Source organism: Micromonospora sp. CA-111912, assembly GCF_050948415.1.
In the GTDB taxonomy this organism is placed as follows: Bacteria; Actinomycetota; Actinomycetes; order Mycobacteriales; family Micromonosporaceae; genus Micromonospora.
In genome coordinates, this window is record NZ_CP192007.1 from 693138 (window position 1) to 710665 (window position 17528).

A 17528-nucleotide genomic window follows, 5' to 3' on the forward strand; every position below is an offset into this window, starting at 1 on the left:
GAGCGCGAGTGATGTTGTCAACGGATGACTCGCCGGGCCGGCTCGGTCCTGCCACCGACGCTGACGTGCCGGGGGCCCACGCCGGGCGCGGGCGCGTCCGCTCGGTTGCCCACGTTTGGATCGCGACAACGACCTGCTTCCCGTGGAGGTCGCCGGGCCAGGTGGCACCACCCAATCCGTCAACCGGTCCGACCCACCAGGTAGCAACCGTCCCTACATCTTCGATCTCCCCGAAACGCCACCTGGTGAGTGGGCTGGGTGGCCGGATCGGTCGGCTCAGTTCCGCGCTGGCGGCAGGCCGATCGCCGGCTCGGGGTAGTCCGGCAACTCGATGTTGTTGCTGCGATCCTCGGCAGTCCTGAGCATCATGGTCATGAGGAGTGGCCGGTTGAGGAGCCCGTTGCGTACCCGGGCCGCAGCGGCGGTACGCGGCGCGAAGAACTTGCCCGTGGTGTCGCCGCCCTTCTGGCAGCGCCGGGCGAAGTCGGCGAGCAACCGTTCGTAGCGTGGGAACGCGACGGTGTGGTCGCCGTCGGCGGCGGCCAGTTCGCCGGCTAGGACGTACGCCGCGACCACCGCGGTGCCGGTGCCCATCCCGCCGATCGTGGCTCCGCATGCGGCATCACCGATCAGGGCGATCCGGCCGCCCGACCACGGCGAGATGTCCACCCGGCAGATCGAGTCGAAGTAGAAGTCGGTCGCCTCCTCCAGCGCGGCGAGGAGCCGTGGCACCTTCCAGCCCAGCCCGGCGAACCGCTCGCGGACGATGCCGCGCTGCTGGTCGGAGTCGTGCCGGTCGTAGTCGATCCGGGGTGCGGCGAATGCCACGAAGGCGCCCGCCCTGGATGGATCGCGGTGATCGCCACCGATGCTGGCCATCCGGCCGGGGGCGTTGTACAACAGCGAGTGCCGGTCGAGTCCGAACTCGTTCGGCAGCCCCCAGGTCGCCACGTAGTAGCCGAGGTGCCGGACGAAGCGCTCCTCCGGCCCGAAGCTCAGCCGGCGTACGGCCGAGTGCACCCCGTCGGCGCCGATCACCAGATCGAAGGTGCGGCGCGTGCCGCTGGTGAAGGTGACGTTCACGCCCTGCGACGTGTCGGTCATGGTCGCGATGCTGTCACCGAACAGGTATTCGGTGCTGCCCCGGCTCCGCTCGTGGAGCACCCGGGACAGGTCGAAGCGTGGCACTTCGATGTCGCCGCCGGCGAAGTCGGCCGGCACTTCCATCAGCTTGCGGCCGGCGGCGTCGACGAAGCGCATCGCGGTGCCGCCGGTCTGCACCTCGCGCAGGTCGTCGAGTACGCCCATCCGCTCCAGCACGCTCAGGTGGGTCCGGCCGCGGAAGTCGACGCGGTTGCCGCCGGCCCGCAGGCCAGGCGCGATCTCGACGACGGTCGGGCGGAAGCCGTACCGGCCCAGCCAGTACGCCAGCGCCGGCCCCGCAATGCTGGCACCGGAGATCAGCACGGTCGAGTTCTTCATGGCAGGTCCTCCAACAGAAACAGTGTCCGGCGGACACGATTGCAACTGTGTACCATGGAAACAGATTTTGGACAACGACCAGACGCATGGAGGCCAGGTGCCGAGCGACTTCCTGTGGGAAGGCCGGGCGCAACCGACCCGAGGACCCAAACCCGCCCTGAGCCTCGAGCACATCGCCGACGCGGGGATCGCGATCGCCGACGCGGAAGGCCTCGCGGCGGTGACCATGCAGCGGGTAGCCGCCGACCGCGGGTTCACCAAGATGTCCCTCTACCGGTACGTGGCGGGCAAGGGGGAACTCGTGGCGCTCATGGTCGAGCGCGCGATCGGTGCGCCCCCGGCCATCGACCCGGCCGACTGGCGGGCCGCCCTGAAACAGTGGGCCCACCATCTGCTCGACGCGTACGTGCGGCATCCCTGGACGGTGGAGGCGATCCTCGGCCCCCGGGCCGTCGGCCCCAACGAACTGGGCTGGATGGAGTGCGCGGCGAGCATCCTGCCGTCCACCGGGCTGACCGGGAGCGAGCGCCTCGACGCGATCGGGGTGCTGGCCGGCCATGTCCGCGCGATCGCCCAGCAGGCCATGGTGGGCCGGCAACCCGAAGCGGACCTCACCGCCGAGATCGCCGAGCAGTTGCGCCGCCACGGCGACCGCTTTCCGGCGCTGGTCGCGACGATGGCCGAGGCAGCCGCCGACGGCGGGCACGACCAGGCGTTCGAGTTCGGTCTGGACCGGATCCTCGACGGTCTCGACCTCCTGGTCAACCGGCGTGGCGGCGGAGTGATCAGCGGACGGACGTCCCGATAGGGGATCGACGTCCGGAGGTGGCAGCCACTGGGCGCATAGCGGACGCATAGAGGGCGCAGACTGCCGTCGGCAATGCTGGCCGCCATCGATGTTGTGCGATTCGGGTGAGAACCCCGACCGCACACTTCACTGTCACGAACCTGAGAGGTGGATATGACCAACAACATCACGGCGGGTGCCCAGATGGTGGACCACGCGGAGAACTTCGTCGACCTCGACGACCTCGATCTCGCCGGGATCGACGTCGAGGCCGGCGAGGTCGCCGGTGGTATCAACTGGACCTCGATCATCCCGACCACCGGCTGCACCAGCACCACCAACCGGTGCGGCGGCGGCGGATCGTACTGATCGTCCAATAGTTAGGTAACGATCGATGCGACAGCTCGCCGCTACGCTGCTGTGGCTGCGCGACGGTCCGGACGAGGTCCAGAGCCTGGTAGCAGGCCTGGATCTCGTTCGTCGCGCCGCAGCCGAGGACGCCAGTGAGGCGTGGCTCTGCATGATTGCCAACGGCACCGCGCACTACCTTTCGACGTACGCGCCCGGTGACCTGCTGTCCCGGGCATACTCCGGCACCAACGCGGTCTACGGCGTGGTCGCCCAGGTCGGTCGGCTGGACAGGGGCCCGGACGGCGAGCTGGTGGTCGACGGGTGCTGGCGGTTCGGCTCCGGCGCGGACCGGGCCACCTTCATGGCCATGGGGTGCGAGCCGGTTCAGGGCAACCGCACCACCGTGCTGATCGACCGCGCCCGACTGCACGTCGAGCATCCGTGGGAGGGCCCGGGCCTGCTCGGCACGACGAGTCACACCCTGAGTGCCCGGGGCCTGGGGGTGCGACCTGAGGACGTCATCGAGATGTCGGCAATCCCGACGAATCGCCCGCTGGGGATCTACGCCGATGCGGAGCTGTTCCTGGCGAACATGCCCGGAGTGGCGATCGGGCTCGCCGAGCGGCTGCTGGCGCTGCTGGGTCCCGACCTGTCGCCGGGATCGCCCTGGCAGGCCGCCTACGCCGAGGCCGAAACCCGCACCATCCTGGCCCGACGTGGTCTGACCGGGATGCTGCACGGCTTCGACGCGCTGGCCCGGGACGGGCGGCTGCGGCCGTTCGCGCCGGCCCTGCGGGCCGAATACCGCGCGGTCCTCTCCGCCGCCTACCACGTCTGCCTCGACGCGGTTCTCGCCCTGGTCGAGGCCTGCGACTCGGCGGACCCCGGTGTGCAGCAGCGGCTGGCCGAGGCGCGTCTCGACGTCGCCACCATGAAGCCGCACGCGGCCATGCGGCCGCACAGATGACCGGAGCCGCTGGAATGACGCCATCCCCACGGACGCTGTCCACGCCGGGCTGGTGCCTGGTCCGGGTACCGGTGCTGCCGGCCGTGCCCTGCGACGACTCGTCGCCCCGGGTCGGCGAGATGGCGCAGCGGATGCTGGAACTGGCCGTGGAGTACGCCACCACCTTCCAGCGCTCCGGGGACGACGACCGCGACTGGCAGGACCAGCCGACCCGAATGGCGATCTACGGCAACCGGGCCCGATTCCGGCCCACCCCGTTCGGAATGTTCGGCTTCAGCATGCTCGCCGACCTTGTCGACGGTGATTCCACGACACGCATCGACCTCGCGACCGAGATCCGGCTGGCGCGCCTCGACCTGCCCCGGCCGACCGGGAACTGGTTCGTCAATCCCACCCTCGTCGCCGATGCCGGCCGCTGGTCGTACGTGCGCCCGGACCGGGGCGGTACGACGTCGTTGTCGGACGATCCGGCGATCTGCCGGCTCGCCGAGCTGCTCGGTGAACAGCGTGCCGCCGCACCGCGCTCCGCTGCCGACTGGGCTGCCGACCTCGGCGATGACGGCACGGCACAGTTCGACCTCTGCGTACGCAGGCACCTGCTGTTGCCGGAGCACGCGCCGGAGATGCTGGTGGGGACCGCCGTGGCGGCCTCGCCCGCGGATCCGGTGAAGGCGGTGCTCGCCGAGGAACGGCCCTTCCGCCCCGACCAGTTCGTGGACGCGTTCAGCGAGGTTCGACCCCGCCTCGACCGCGGCCCGGTGGAGGCGCTGGTCGACGGCGTCGCCCAGATGATGCGGGTGCCGTGGCCGTCCGACCGGCTCGAACGGGTCAGGGAGTACGTGGGCGGCATGTTCTCCGGCGGCGCGGTGCCGCTGACCTGGCTGTTGACCGCACCGGTGGACCACTCGCTGGGTAGTTGGCGGCGACCGCCGACGCCTTCGGAGACCCCCGACCTCCCGGATGCGCCGCGGCGGCTGTTCGTGCCCCCCGGCCGCCGCGACAACAGCGCGGTCCAGTGGTGGAACGACGCGGTCACGCTGGACCAGTGGCGGGCGGGGCAACCCGACCGGCCCAATGCCGGGATCTCCGATCCCGCGGGCTCGACCCGACCCCGGTTCGGCATGGCCTCCGGCGCGCTCCTGGCCGAGCCGTGCTCCGGTGCCGACGCCTGGCTGAAGATGATCATGCCGGGGTTCTGGGGCGGGCCGGGGGCCAGGTTCGGCGAGCATCTGCAGGTTCCGGATCTCTGCGCCACGGTGGAGGACGCCGGCCGGCTCGCCGTCGAGATCGGCTGGATTCCGCTGGACCGGCGGGCGCCGCTGGCCCGACGTCGGGTCGGCGATCTGCCCCGACTCAACCTCAACCTGCCGCACCGTGCCGGCGACCTCCTCCTCACCGACCTGGCGGTCGTCGTCGTGGAGGGGCGGCTACAGCTGGTCAACCGCGCCGACGGGCGCTTCGTGGAACTACGCTGGGACAGCCCACTGTCGTTGAGTCACGATCTCAACCCCTGGGCGGTCAGGTTGCTCGGGCTGCTCATGGACGAGGCCGCCGACACGATACCGGCCGCCGACCCGAGCCAGTGGCGGTCGCCGGGCGGCATGAATCCGCGCATCACCGCCGGTCGTTGCCTGCTTGCTCGCCGTGGCCTGGTGCTGAACGCCCAGCACCGGGCCGACCTGCTCGAGCTGGCCGCCGATCCCGTCGGGCTCTGCGACGTGCTGACCGAAGTCGGGCTGGGATCCACGGTGGAGCTGACCGAGGGCGCGGACCTCACCATGCGGATCGACCTCACCGACGCCGTGCAACGGCGGTGGTTCACCCAGCGGCTGCGCCGCGAGGGCCGGCTCCAGCTGCACGAGGCGCTGCCGGTGAGAACGCCGGTGTGGTCCGATCTCGGTGGCCACGTGCACGACCTCTGGGTGCCCTGGTCGTACCAGGAGCCGGCGGTGAGCCGGCCGCTGTCGCGGACCCGGCTCGTGGACCGGCTGCCGGTGGCGGACCCGGACTGGACCAGCTGGTACGTGTACGCCCCGGACCGGGCGGTGGAGACGTGGCTGGCCAGGGCTGACGCCATGGCGCTCATGCGCCGGGGCGAGCTGTTCTACATCCGGTACCGGGACGAACGGCCTCACCTGCGGGTACGCGTGCGCTCCTCGGCCGCGACCGAGGTGTTGCTCGCCGACCTGCGCACCCATCTGGCCAGACTGGTGCCGCAGCAACCATGGGAGGTCGAGGTCCGCGCCTGGGTGCCAGAGGACTACCGGTACGGCGGCCCGGCTTGCCGGGCGGACACCCTGCGTCATTTCTGCGGCGACTCGGCCTGGTGGGTGGGGCGGCTCACCGGCGGCCCGGACCAGGCGGGCCGGTACGCGCTGGCGGTGTCCCGGATCGCGGCCTGGTGCCGGCAACTCGGCGGGGACGACGGAGCCCTCGACCTGCTGTGCGACCTGCGTGGGCTGGATCCGCGGTTGCCCAGTTCCCTGGCCCAGCGGGACTGGATGGCGGCCTACCGTTCTGCCCGGCCCGATCTGGAGCGGGCCTTGGACTCCCTACTCGCCGAGCCTGACCCGACGCTCGGCCATCTCGTGGACATGAACGAGGACGCCCGTCGTCTGGCGCTCAGCAGCATGATCCACATGACCATCAACCGAGGGCTTTCGCTCGGGCAGGCGGTGAGCCGCGAGCCGGAGATCGTGATGGCAGCGGCGCGGCTGCTGAAGGGCCGGATGGCCCGGGTGCCACGGGGCGGGACCGGGCATGCCTGAGGTCGACGCCGCGCGTCGGCTGCTCCGCCGGCTGATGGCGCATCTCCGCCAACGTGGCAACGCGACCGTGGATGCGCTGGCTGCCCTGGCTCTGCTCGCGTCGCGGCTCGACCACCGTCCGCTGGCCGTGTCGCTGACCCAGCTCGCGTTGCGCGGCGAGCCCGTTTCCGACCACCGGGTCACCTGGCTGCTGCATCGTCTGGTGGACGAATGCCTCGCGTCGGCTGCCGGCCACCTGGATGTGCCGGCGTCGACCGGCCCGGCGGCTGCCGAGGTGCTGACCGCCCAGTACCGGCGCTTCGTCGAGGCCGGCGAGCTGGATCCGATCAACGGTGCCGGGGGTATCGGGATCACGCTGTGGGACGTGGCCGGCCCGGCGGCGCGTGACGAACTCGTTCCCGCGCTCACCCGGACCGCCCTCGGCATCCTGCGGACGCCGTCGAACGGGGTCTACCACGGCCGCAGCGGTGGCATCCTGCTGCTACGAATGCTCGGTCGCCGGTACGGCCGGGACGGGGTGCTGACCGGCCCGGTCGACGCCCTGGTCCGCGACATCGAGCGGCTGGAGCCGGCGGTGCTCGACACCGGTGGCCTGGGTGCCGGCGGGGTCACCCTGTGCTCCGGCCTGCCAGGGATGCTGGCCGCGCTGGGTCCGGACGCCGAACCGGCCGTGCTGGAGCGGATGGTCCGAGCACCGATCACCCAGGCGTCCCTACGTCGGCTCGACGAGTTGCTCGTCGACGAGACCGCCGACGTCACCTTCTGCCACGGCCTAGCCGGGCTGAGCCTCGCCATCCGGCTCTCGCCATGCTGGGCGGGGCTCGTCGGCGCCGATCGGGCGAGCGCGCTGGCGGCCCGGCTCTCGGCCCACCTCGACCGGGTCGACGAACAGGCAGTGGCCGACGCCTTCGACACGCCGTACGTTCATTCCGTGCTCAGCGGACCGGTCGGGGTGGCGCTGGCGCTGGCGGAGACCGTGACCGACACCCCGCCGTGGTGGGGGAGCGGGGTGAGCCTGGGCGACGGCACGTCCGCCGTGGCCGGAACACGAGTGATCGGAGTCCCCGTATGACGGTCAGCCTGCAGACGCAGGACAACGACTGCGGGGTGCAGGCCCTGGTCACCAGCCTGAAGCTGCTGGGCCACGACTTCCCCGAGCCGGCGTTGCGGGACGCGTTGTCCGTACGCGGAGCGCTCTCCATGCGGGACCTGCGGGACACCTCGGCCGAGGTCTGCGGCGTTCGCTATCGCGCCCGGCGGGACTGCCCCTTCGACGCGCTGACCCCCGGCGCCATCGTTCACCTGCGGGCTGACCACTTCATCACCGTCGAACGTCGGCGGCGGCGCCAGGTGCGGATCTTCGATCCGTCGTTCGGTCACGCGTGGCTCGATGAGCGCGGCTATCGCGAGCGGTCCTCCGGCTGGGTGCTGCTGCCGGGTTCCCAGCCGGTCACTTCAGGTGCCGGCGACCAGCCTGCGGCGCGGGTCACGTCGGCCGGGCGCGCCCGCCGGTCGGCCCGGGCCTCGTGGCTGTGGCCGCTGGTGCGTTCCGGAGAGCTCAGCTTCCGCCAGGTCGTGCCGCTGCTCGTGATGAGCCTCGTGCTCTACACCGGCCTGACCATGCTCAACCTGGTCCTGCTGCCGTACCTGAACCAGGTTGCGGCCGGCGGCCGGGTGGCTGCCGGCCCCCTGGCCGCCGCCCTCATCACCTTCTTCGTCGCGCTGAGCGTGCTGTTCTGGCTGCGGCACCGGCAGCTCACCTCGGTCGGGCTGGCGTTCGACCGGGCGATGCTCGGTAACCTCGTCGATCGGCTGACCCGCACGTCGGCGACGACCGAGATGACCTCGGGTGGGGTCCTGCACCGGGTGCAGAGCGCCCGGGAGGTGCGGGAGGCCGGCACCACCCTGGCCCTGTCGATGTTCACCGACGCCATCGCCGTGGTGATCCTGCTGGCGTTCATGGCGTCGATGTCGCTGCCGCTCACCGGCGTGGTGGCGGCCCTCGGTGCCCTGCACATCGGGGTGACGCTGCTCGCCCGACGGCCGATCAGCCGCCACTACGACGAGCAGCTGCGCCTGGACGGTGAGGTCCAGGATGTCCTGATCACCACGACCCGAGGACTGACCACCTTCCGTGGTCTCGGGGCCGTCTCGCACCTGAGGGCCGAACACGCCCGGCGGCTTGATCTGCTGCACGAGTCGGTACGGGCGTTGCAGTACCGGCTCTCCTGGGTGTACGGGCCGAGCGAGGCCCTGCGCTTCTCCGGCCTGTACGTGATTCTCATCGTGGGGTCGGTGCTGGCCGCGACGGGGCTGGTCAGCACGGGCGAGCTGTTCGGATTCCTCACCCTCGGCGGGACGGTGCTGTTCTCGGTCATCTCCATCGCGCAGACCCTGCCGGCCGTCGCCCAACTGGAGCGGCAGCTGCGTTACGTGGCGACGCTGCTGACGCTGCCGGCGATGGCGGCCGGCACGAACACCCGGCCGGTGCCGGACGCGCCGGCGGTGGAGCTGGACGGCGTGCGTGTCCACCGCCCCAGGGACGGCTTCGACCTGCGGCTCGACCTGCGTGTCGAGCGGGGTGAGACGGTCACCGTCGGCGGGGTGAGCGGCGTCGGCAAGTCCACGATGGCGCACATCGTCAGCGGGCTGGACCCGGCGCCTTCCGGCCGGGCCGTCATCTACGGTGTGCCGGCCGGGGACTGGGACCCGGACGGGTTGCGGCCGCTGGTCTGTTACGTACCGCCCCGCTCCGACTTCATGCACACCACGATTCGCGACAGCCTCTGCGCCGGCGTGACCGAGTTGGACGACCAAGAAATTCGAAACATGCTCACGTTAATGGAGCTGGACGAGGTGATGCGCCCGCTGCGGCTGGGGCTGCGCACCACGCTGCGGATCAACGGCGCCACCTTCAGCGCGGGTGAGGTGCAGCGGTTCGCGTTGGCCCGGGCGCTGCTGCGCCGACCATCGCTGTTGATCCTCGACGAAGCGACCAACTCCCTCGACCGCGAGATGGAACTGCGGCTGCTGACCGCCGTCCGGCAGCGGGTGGAAACGCTGATCGTGGTCAGCCACCGGCCGGTCGGCGAGCACCTGGGCAGCCGACACCTGACCGTCGTACGCGATCAGGACGGCGTCTCCCGGGTGGTGGCCGGTGGCTGAGCCGTTGCGCGGGGTGCACGCCTACTGGCGGATTCCCAGCCGGCATCCGCGCCCCTACCGGCAGTTGTCCTGCGCCACCTGGCTGCTGAGCATCCTGTCCTGGCAGCGGCACGCCGGTCCGATCGACCTGTATGCCGACCCGCCGACGATCGACTGGCTCGATCAACTCGGCTGGCTCGGCTACTACGACCGGACGGAGGTCCTCGACGACGCCGGGCTGGACCGACACTACGATCGGGTTGCCTGCTTCGCGTTGCCGAAGCTGCTCGCCCTCGATCGCTTTCCCGAGTCGGTGCTCGTCGACACCGATGCCTACCTGCGCGTCGGCCTGCGCCCGCAGGGGCCCGGTTCGCTCTTCGCCCACCTGGAACGCGGCGATGTCGACTTCTACACCCGGCTGCGCGAACTCGCCAACCCGGCCGGGGTGGATCTGCCCGACTCGCTGGCGCTGGTCGGCAACACCTCGCTGTTCCGGGCCGCCGACCCCGACCTGGCCCGCCGGATCAGCCGGACCGGGCTGTCCTTCCTGGCTGACAACCCGTCCACCCCGGGACGCGACATCCACTCGCACATGACCGTCGCCGAACAGGTGCTCGCCACGCACCTCACGATCACCGCCGGGCATCCGGTGGTGAACGTCTTCGGCGCGGTCTGGTCGCCGCAGACGCTCACCTGGATGACAGACCCCCCGAACTTCGGCCACCTGTGGAGCATCAAGCGCGGGCCGCAGGTGGCGACGCTGGTCGCCGCGTACGCGTCGGTCACCCGAATACTGCGGGACGAGTACGGGGTCGCCCCGGACCGGGTACGCACGGCGCTGGAGCAGGTGTGAGCCAGGCGGGCCTGTTCGACAGGCTGGCGAATGCGGGCGCCATCGTGACGTCGGCGGCATCGGCGGCATCGACCGTGCCCGGTGGACATCCGCCGGAATGGGTGGTGGAGCCCACGTCGCTGACCGAGCTCGGCGCGGTGGTCCGGATCCTCAACGACAGCACGGTCCCGTGGCGGGTCGACAGTCGCGGGCGCAACTGGGGGTACGACGACTCCCGCGTACGCACGCCCGGCGTGATCATCCGGCTGGCCCGACTGGACCGGCTCAGCCTGGACGTCGAGATCGGTCTCGCCACGGTGCAGCCCGGGGTTACCTTCGCCATGTTGAAGGCGGCACTGACCGACGCCGGAGCGGCGTTCTATCTGCCGCCGCCGGGTTCCGGACCGCACACCTCCGTCCTCGGCAACGCCCTCGACCGGGGGCTGCTCTCCGGGCTCGGCGAACGGGAGCGTCACTGCCGGGACTTCCTGGTGATGGAGCGCGACGGTTCGATGCGCCGGCTGGGGTGGACCGGTGCGGAGGACGCGCGGGTCCGGGGTGCCCTGCCCTACCCGCCCGGTCCGCACGGCCAGGGAGCGCTGTTCCAGACCGGCGGGTACGGCCCGATCGTGGTGGAGCTGACCCATGTCCTCCAGGCGGCACCGGCGCAGGCGATGCGGCTGGTGGTGCTCTCCGGGCCGGCCCTGACCGAGGAACTGGTGCGTTGTTGGCGTGAGCTGCTCGTGGAAGGGCTGGCGAGTAGTTCCATCCTGGCGCCGCAGGCGCGTCGGCGGGCGCAGGGGGTCGCCACCGCCCACGACGGGCTCGTCCTCGATGTGTCCGTCACCGCCGGCTCCGTGGCGACCCTGCGGGCCAAGGCCGCGGACGTCCAGCGGCTGGTCCGCGAGCACGGGCAGCGGCTGGCGCTGCGGGTCTCGGAGCACCCCGACGACCTGCGCATCGTCGGCGGTGACAGCGAGCACCCGGAGGAGGTCGCCCAACTCGCCGAAGGGTTGGAGTGGCACACGGCGACGCTGCCGTTCACACCGTCGATGGTCGTCGCCTTCGCGCACGCCGTGCAGGCGGAGGCGGTGCTGGCGGACACGCCGTGGTCCCTGCGCCCGCTCGACGACCGGGCAGTGGTCTGGCTGTCCCCGTTCGTCTACCGCAAGGACGATCCGGCCGACGTCGAGCTGCTTCGCCGCCGGGCTGCCGCCTTCGCCCGCATCCGTGGCGAATTCGGCCTGCCCTCGTACCGGTCCGGCGGGGTGCGGGGCGGGCGATGAAGCACCTTCTCGTCGTCAGCGTGCACCGCATCTCCACCGGGCAGTCGGGCGAGGCGATCCACCTCCGGGAGCTTGCCGGGGCACTGCGGACCGCCGGTGAGCGGGTGACGGTGCTGGACGGACCGATGGACCCGGGCGCGGCGGGCAGCGGGCACGACGCGGCGCTGCGCTCCCTGGTGGGATCGCTCGACCGGCTGCTCCACCAGGACCGTCCGGATGCGGCCCTGCTCTGGGGGCATCTCGGTGAGGAGACCGTGCTGGCGCAGCGGCTGCGGGCGGCGGGCGTGCCGATCGTGCTGGAGCATCCCGCGGCCGACCTTCGGCCCGTCGCGCAGACGCTCCGCCTCGTCGACGACGTCGTGGTCCCGTCCCGATTCGCCCGAAACCTCTTCTCCGGGCAGACCGGTCGGAATGCCCGGCCGATCGAGCCGCTGTTGCGCCCATGCTCCTGTGCACCCGGCGCGGACCCTGCTGGCGCCGCCCGGTCCGGCCCGTACCGGCTCACCTTCGTCAACCCGGAGCCGGCCAAGGGCCTCGGTGTGGTGATGCACCTGGTCGCAGCCACCATTCGGGCGAACCTGCCGTTCCGCTTCCGCTTCGTGGAGGGTCGGTGGACCGCCGCGGATCTGGCCGCTCAGGGCATCGTCGCGGCGGAACTACCGTGCGTCGAGGTCGTCGGCTACCGCGCCGACGTCTGTTCGCTGTACGCCGAGACGGACCTGCTGCTGGCGCCGAGCCTGTGGCGGGAGAGTTTCGGGATGATCGCCCGCGAGGCCGTGGTGCACGGTGTGCCCGTCGTCGCCACCCGGACCGGTGGGTTGCCCGAGGCCGTCGGCCACGGCGGGATCTGCCTCGACCCGCCGGAGTGCGGCGACGACTACCTGGTACGGATGACCGGGGACGAGGTCCGGGCGTGGCTGTCCGCTGTCGTGGACGGGTTGCGCCGTGGGCGCCGGCCTCAGCCGGAGCTGCTGTCCCGGGCCACCACCGAGAGCGTCCAGGCGTACCGCGAAGTGCTGTCGGGGCGCGCGGCGGCGTGAGGACGCCGCTCGGCACGCCACCCCGGCAACGCCGTGCCCGTGACAGTGGCGGAGCCGTCCGGCGCGGCCCTCTCGTCAAGATCGAGCTTGGGATCCTGCCGCAGGATGGCCAGCTCCAGGTCGCGGAGCAGCGGGCCGGGGTCGAGCCCGTGCTGATCGGCGAGCATCTCGCAGCCCTGCCGGGCCACCCGGAGCGCCTCAAGCTGCCGGCCACAGCGATACAGCGCAATCATGAGCTGGGTGCGCAGGCGTTCGCGCAGCGGATACTCGGCGACGTACCGGGTCAGTTCGGCGATGAGCTCGTGGTGCCTTCCGAGGGTCAGCTCGAGGCCGAGGAGCCATTCCAGGTCGGCGAGGCGTCTCTCCTCCAGATGCAACCGGCCGGGTTCGACGAAGTCGGCGGCCGCACCGGAGAGCGGCGTTCCCCGCCAGAGCGCCAATGCCTCGCGCATGAGCTTGCAGGCATTCTCCAGGAGGCCCCGCTCACCCTCGACCCGAGCCGTCGTGGTCAGGGTCGTGTACCTCGCCAGGTCGAGCTGGTCGGCCGCCAGCGCCAGCACATATCCGCCGGGCTGGGTGGCGATCGGCTCGGTGGCGATGTCGGCCTGCTGGATGCTCCGGCGCAGCGCCCAGATCTCGGACTGGATCTGGGCTCTCGCCGTCGACGGCGGGCTGACTCCCCAGATCGCCGCGGCCAGCTGGTCGACCGACACCACCTGGTTGGCGTGCAGCAGCAGGTAGGCCAGCACCGCCCGTCGGCGGGGCCGATCCACGTTGACCGGGGAGCCGTGAGCCGTGACACCCACCGGGCCCAGTAGCGTGAAGCGCAGGGTCATGATGTTCCACCCGGGGACAGCGGCGCCGGGCTGCCGCCCTCGCAGCCGGTGGTCGGATCGACCCTCTTCCGAAGCCGATGACAGTCCAACGGGATATCCATCGTGGATGTTCTCCTCGCGAGGCTGGGCGAGCCGTTCGGGAGCATCCTCGTGGGTGGGCGTCCGTCGGCACCCGAGATCGATAGCTACTCCCATCGGGTGGAAGCTAATGACGGGCCGGTACGCGGGACCGACGTCCGGCTTCCCGTAGTTGTCCCGTACCGGTTCCCTACCGTTCCCTCTGGTCAGAATCGGGTGGCCGGTGGCCGAAGCCGCCGTCGGGTGAGGGCGTCCGCCATCCGGTCCGCCCCTGCGGCGCGATAGATGGTCACCGCCTCGTCGACCAACCGACTCGCCGTCCGGGGATCCTGCCCGGCCAGGCAGTGGGCGTGCACCGCCAGGGCATCCGCTTCAAGAAGGCGGAAGCCGTGCGTCCGTGCCGTGTCACGGGCCAGCTCGCAGGCCCGCTGCGCGGCGTCGCGGTCGCCGGTGTGCAGGAGCGCGCCGGCCAGACCCACACCGGCGCGGGCGTCGAAGTACGGGTAGTGGTGCTGCCTCGCCATGGCCTGCGACTGGAGCAGGCACCGCGTCGCCTCCGACACGTCCAGGCCGGCCAGGTGCGCCTCGCCCAGCGTGGTCAGCAACGCCACCTGGGCACGCTGGTCGCGGACGATCAGGGCGACGTCGTAGCCCTCCCGGGCCGCGCTGACGGCGGCGACCGGGGCGGACTGCTGCCGGTGGAGTTGGCTGATCTCGTCCAGGGTGGACAACTCCCCGTGCATGTTCGAGCGTAGTCGGTAGCCGGTCAGTGCCGCTGTCAGATGAGATGCGGCCTCGTCGAACTCGCCGAGTTGACGCAGCACCATGCCGAGGTTTCCCCGCGTCGACAGCGCAGACGCCTCCCGGCCGGCCCGCTCGTTGATCCGTAGCGCGGCGGTGAAGCACTCGGCGGCGGGCCGGAGCCGCCCCTGATCCGCGTACATGGCACCCAGACCGCTGAGCGCGAGGGACCGGACGTACCCGGCGCTCTCGTCACCGCACAGGGTGAGCGCGCGTCGATACGAGGTGTGGGCGTCGTCGAGCAGGCCCTGCTCCGCCTGTACGACGCCGATGCTGTGCCACAGGTACGCCGCGGCCGCATGCCATGCGCACGCCTCGGCCAGCAGTGCGCCCGCCAGGTAGTCGTCCAGTGCCTCCCGGTGGCGACCCAGGGCCCACATGGCCTGCCCGCGACTGATGAGCAGCGCGGCCTGTGCGGGCTCGTCCGCTGCCTCCGCGGCGACCCGCAGACCGGCTTGCGCCGTTCGCAGCCACCGATCCACATGCCGTCGGACGAGGAAATATCCCCGTAGCTGGTCGGCGATCTGCCAGCTCAGCGGGTCCGGTCCCCGCGCGGCGGTCTGCTCGACAAGGGCCACCAACGCGGCGACCTCCCGGTCCAGCCACTCCAGCGCCCGGTCCTGTCCCGCGAAGGCATCCGCCCGCCCGGGGACGGTGGTCGGTAGTTGGACCGCGTGTGGGGATACCCACCCCATCGCGGCGATCAGGTGTTCCAGATACCAGGTGTGCAGACGCCTCCGGCCGGCGTCGCGCTCGCCGGGATCACCGTCGGCGAGCAGCTTGCCGGCATACAGCCCGAGCAGGTCGTGGAACCTGAATCGATCTTCGGTCAATTGGAGCAACATGTTGCCATCCAGGAGCTCGCAGACGACATTGTCCGTCGCGACCGGGTCCAGGCCGAGCGCCTCCGCGGTGGCATCCAGACCGAAGTCGTCACCGGGATGCAGGGCACAGAGCCGAAACGCCCGCCGGGCGGCTTCGCTGAGGTCCTGGTAGCTGAGCTGGAAGCTGGCCAGGACGCTGGAGTCGCCGACGCTCAGTTCAGCCAGCCGCCCGTTCACGTCCCGCAGCCGCCGGGCCAGCTCGGCGGTGCTCCAGGCAGGCCGGTTCGCGAGCCGGGCGGCCACGATGCGAAGTGCCAGCGGCAGCTTCCCGCACGCCAGCGCGACCTCCTGGGTCGAGCGGGGGTCTGCTTGCGGCCGGCTGCCGCAGGCATCCGCGATCAACTTCACGGCGTCCGAGATGGGCAGCGTCGGGACGTCGACGACGGTCGCGCCGGCGAGGTCCGGCAGTCGCCACCGGCTCGTGACCAGTACGTCACAATGGCCGGGACCGGGAAGCAGCGGCCGTACCTGCGCCGCCTCACGCGCGTTGTCGAGAATGATCAACATTCGGCGGTCGGCCAGCTCGCTGCGCAGAGACGCCGACGCCTCGGCCTCATCCACGCCAACCTGGCGAGCCGGCACGCCCAGAGCGCGCAGGAACCGTCCAAGCACCTCCATGGGTGCGACGGCTGCCCCGGTTCCGCCCCGCAGGTCGGCGTAGAGCTGCCCATCCGGGTAGCCGGTGCGTAACTGGTGCGCCGCCCTCAGGGCGAGGGCGGTCTTGCCCACTCCCGCAGCCCCGCTGAGCGTGACGATGTTGGGGGAGACCTGCCCCTCTTCGGACGTACGTCGTTCGAACGCGGCCCTGATCGTGATGAGTTCGGTGGCCCGTCCGACGAACCCCGGCGGCGGGGCGGGCGCCTGCTGGAGCACCGGGCGGCGCGCCGGCACCGCAGCCGGCGACTCGCGGCGCTGCAACGCGTAGTCGTGCGCCTGCCGGAGCTTAGGGCTGGGCTCGATGCCCAGGTGCTCCACCAGAGCGGCACGAATCCGCTGGTAGGTGGCGAACGCCTCGGCCTGCCGGCCGCTGGCTGACAGGACCATGATCAGCTCGGCGTGCACCGGCTCGTCCAGCTCGAACTGCCATGCCAACTCCCGCAACGGCGGCAGCACCTGCTCGCAGCCGCCGAATTCCCGGGCGAGCGCCGCCCAACTGCGCAGGAGCTGTGCGTACTGATGCCGCAGAGCGGTGGTCACCGGGATGTCGCGCAGCGCCTCCACGTCCGGCTCGCCACGCCACAAAAGCGCCGCTGCGGCGAAATGGTTGCTGGCCAGCTCGGGGTCGGCCTCACCGGCACCCAGCGCGATGAGCCGGCGAAACCGAAGTAGATCCAGTTGCCCCGGCGCGAGCGTGAGGCGGTAGCCATCGCCTGCCGCGCGGAGCACCCTCGTCGCGTCGTGGAGTCGCAGCTTCCGGCGGAGCCGGCCGACGTAGCTCTGCAACAGTTGCTGGGCCCGCTGTGGCCGCCGGTAGCCCCACAGCAGCTCAATGAGTTCCTCGCGTCCCACCACCTCGCCGGCGTTCAGCGCCAGTCGCACGAGGATGCGGCGCTGCTTGGGGGAGGCGAGTTCCACCTCGTGCGGACCGCACCGCACCTGAAGTGGCCCGAGCACCGCCACCGAGATTTCGTCGACGGCATCGCCGGGCACGGGGTCGGGCTGCGGTGCCCGTTCCGTGCGGGCCGTGGCGGCTGCCCGTACCAGCTCAGCTCCGTCGCCGGACAGCCCCAGTGCCTCGATCATGGCGTGCAGCGATGCCCGGCGTGGAAGTCGGCTGCGGCCCTGCTCCAGATCGCGAATGGTCGCGATGCTCACGCCGGCCCGGTCGGCCAGCTCCCGCTGCGTAATACCAGCGCGCTCGCGGGCTGCTCGCAGGATGACGCTGAACGGCACGTCCGGGGCCGCCCCGGGCGTCGAACGAAACGGAACTGCAGGAAGCGAGAACTCCCATGCCGGCACGGGGGCCGATGCTACAAGACCGGGGCAGGACGGTGACGGGGGTCACCTCCGCCAGTTGGGCGGACAAGGGACTGAGCCGTTCGGTCTGGCAGCGGCTCGTCGTGCCGGTCTTCGCGGCAGCGGCGGGAGCGTGACCGGGCCCCGTTTGGTCGTCCATCGGCTGCGAGAGCGTTGGTTACCGGTTGGTGACCTACTGATGTCGGTAGGCATTGGGGGTGAGCAAGTCGAGCGGCGCGGCCGAGCCGTGGGATCGATCTCCAGCTGCCGTCCGCTGGTAGGCGTTCGACCCGGAAGAAGCGGTGACAGACGGCGA

The 17528-nt window shown here is 71.3% G+C and carries 12 protein-coding genes; 9 read left to right on the forward strand and 3 right to left on the reverse strand.

The window, feature by feature from the left end; translation table 11 throughout:
• Positions 1 to 276: 276 nt before the first annotated feature.
• A complete protein-coding gene (locus ACQPZO_RS03275; RefSeq protein WP_433346892.1) occupies positions 277 to 1482 on the reverse strand; it encodes an FAD-dependent monooxygenase in 1206 nt (401 codons plus the stop codon).
• Between the two features lie 97 nt (positions 1483 to 1579).
• Here ACQPZO_RS03275 and ACQPZO_RS03280 point away from each other — a divergent pair, with 97 nt between their 5' ends.
• From ACQPZO_RS03280 to ACQPZO_RS03320, 9 genes are all read left to right on the forward strand, one after another.
• Positions 1580 to 2290: a TetR/AcrR family transcriptional regulator gene (locus ACQPZO_RS03280; protein WP_433346894.1), complete on the forward strand. Its 711-nt coding sequence runs from the start codon at positions 1580 to 1582 to the stop codon at positions 2288 to 2290.
• A gap of 153 nt (positions 2291 to 2443) precedes the next feature.
• Positions 2444 to 2638 (forward strand): hypothetical protein, encoded by a 195-nt coding sequence (locus ACQPZO_RS03285; protein ID WP_433346896.1) that lies wholly within the window; start codon positions 2444 to 2446, stop codon positions 2636 to 2638.
• Between the two features lie 25 nt (positions 2639 to 2663).
• Positions 2664 to 3587, forward strand: a complete 924-nt coding sequence (locus ACQPZO_RS03290; protein ID WP_433346898.1) for a hypothetical protein — start codon at positions 2664 to 2666, stop codon at positions 3585 to 3587.
• A gap of 14 nt (positions 3588 to 3601) precedes the next feature.
• On the forward strand, positions 3602 to 6355 hold the full coding sequence (locus ACQPZO_RS03295; RefSeq protein ID WP_433346900.1) for a thiopeptide-type bacteriocin biosynthesis protein: 2754 nt from the start codon (positions 3602 to 3604) through the stop codon (positions 6353 to 6355).
• Positions 6348 to 7427 carry a hypothetical protein gene (locus ACQPZO_RS03300; protein ID WP_433346902.1) on the forward strand — a complete coding sequence of 360 codons (1080 nt, stop codon included), beginning with the start codon at positions 6348 to 6350 and terminating at the stop codon, positions 7425 to 7427. The genes ACQPZO_RS03295 and ACQPZO_RS03300 overlap by 8 nt, the downstream gene beginning before the upstream one ends.
• Entirely contained in the window at positions 7424 to 9520 is a 2097-nt protein-coding gene (locus tag ACQPZO_RS03305) for an ATP-binding cassette domain-containing protein (RefSeq protein ID WP_433346904.1), read from the forward strand. The genes ACQPZO_RS03300 and ACQPZO_RS03305 overlap by 4 nt, the downstream gene beginning before the upstream one ends.
• Positions 9513 to 10352 (forward strand): hypothetical protein, encoded by an 840-nt coding sequence (locus ACQPZO_RS03310; protein WP_433346906.1) that lies wholly within the window; start codon positions 9513 to 9515, stop codon positions 10350 to 10352. Before ACQPZO_RS03305 ends, ACQPZO_RS03310 begins: the two co-directional genes overlap by 8 nt.
• Positions 10349 to 11617 (forward strand): FAD-binding protein, encoded by a 1269-nt coding sequence (locus tag ACQPZO_RS03315; protein WP_433346908.1) that lies wholly within the window; start codon positions 10349 to 10351, stop codon positions 11615 to 11617. The genes ACQPZO_RS03310 and ACQPZO_RS03315 overlap by 4 nt, the downstream gene beginning before the upstream one ends.
• Positions 11614 to 12657, forward strand: a complete 1044-nt coding sequence (locus tag ACQPZO_RS03320) for a glycosyltransferase (RefSeq protein ID WP_433346910.1) — start codon at positions 11614 to 11616, stop codon at positions 12655 to 12657. Before ACQPZO_RS03315 ends, ACQPZO_RS03320 begins: the two co-directional genes overlap by 4 nt.
• Here ACQPZO_RS03320 and ACQPZO_RS03325 read toward each other — a convergent pair.
• On the reverse strand, positions 12576 to 13493 hold the full coding sequence (locus ACQPZO_RS03325) for an AfsR/SARP family transcriptional regulator (protein WP_433346912.1): 918 nt from the start codon (positions 13491 to 13493) through the stop codon (positions 12576 to 12578). The genes ACQPZO_RS03320 and ACQPZO_RS03325 overlap by 82 nt on opposite strands.
• 284 nt (positions 13494 to 13777) lie before the next feature.
• Positions 13778 to 17149 carry a BTAD domain-containing putative transcriptional regulator gene (locus ACQPZO_RS03330; protein WP_433346914.1) on the reverse strand — a complete coding sequence of 1124 codons (3372 nt, stop codon included), beginning with the start codon at positions 17147 to 17149 and terminating at the stop codon, positions 13778 to 13780.
• Positions 17150 to 17528: the final 379 nt, after the last annotated feature.

What these genes read in the sequence shown, in the direction of transcription:
- ACQPZO_RS03295 (WP_433346900.1), top strand. Translation starts at nt 3,602, where the DNA reads ATGACGCCATCCCCACGGACGCTGTCCACGCCGGGCTGGTGCCTGGTC.
- ACQPZO_RS03305 (WP_433346904.1), top strand. Translation starts at nt 7,424, where the DNA reads ATGACGGTCAGCCTGCAGACGCAGGACAACGACTGCGGGGTGCAGGCC.
- ACQPZO_RS03275 (WP_433346892.1), bottom strand. Translation starts at nt 1,482, where the DNA reads ATGAAGAACTCGACCGTGCTGATCTCCGGTGCCAGCATTGCGGGGCCG.
- ACQPZO_RS03325 (WP_433346912.1), bottom strand. Translation starts at nt 13,493, where the DNA reads ATGACCCTGCGCTTCACGCTACTGGGCCCGGTGGGTGTCACGGCTCAC.
- ACQPZO_RS03300 (WP_433346902.1), top strand. Translation starts at nt 6,348, where the DNA reads ATGCCTGAGGTCGACGCCGCGCGTCGGCTGCTCCGCCGGCTGATGGCG.
- ACQPZO_RS03290 (WP_433346898.1), top strand. Translation starts at nt 2,664, where the DNA reads ATGCGACAGCTCGCCGCTACGCTGCTGTGGCTGCGCGACGGTCCGGAC.
- ACQPZO_RS03320 (WP_433346910.1), top strand. Translation starts at nt 11,614, where the DNA reads ATGAAGCACCTTCTCGTCGTCAGCGTGCACCGCATCTCCACCGGGCAG.
- ACQPZO_RS03285 (WP_433346896.1), top strand. Translation starts at nt 2,444, where the DNA reads ATGACCAACAACATCACGGCGGGTGCCCAGATGGTGGACCACGCGGAG.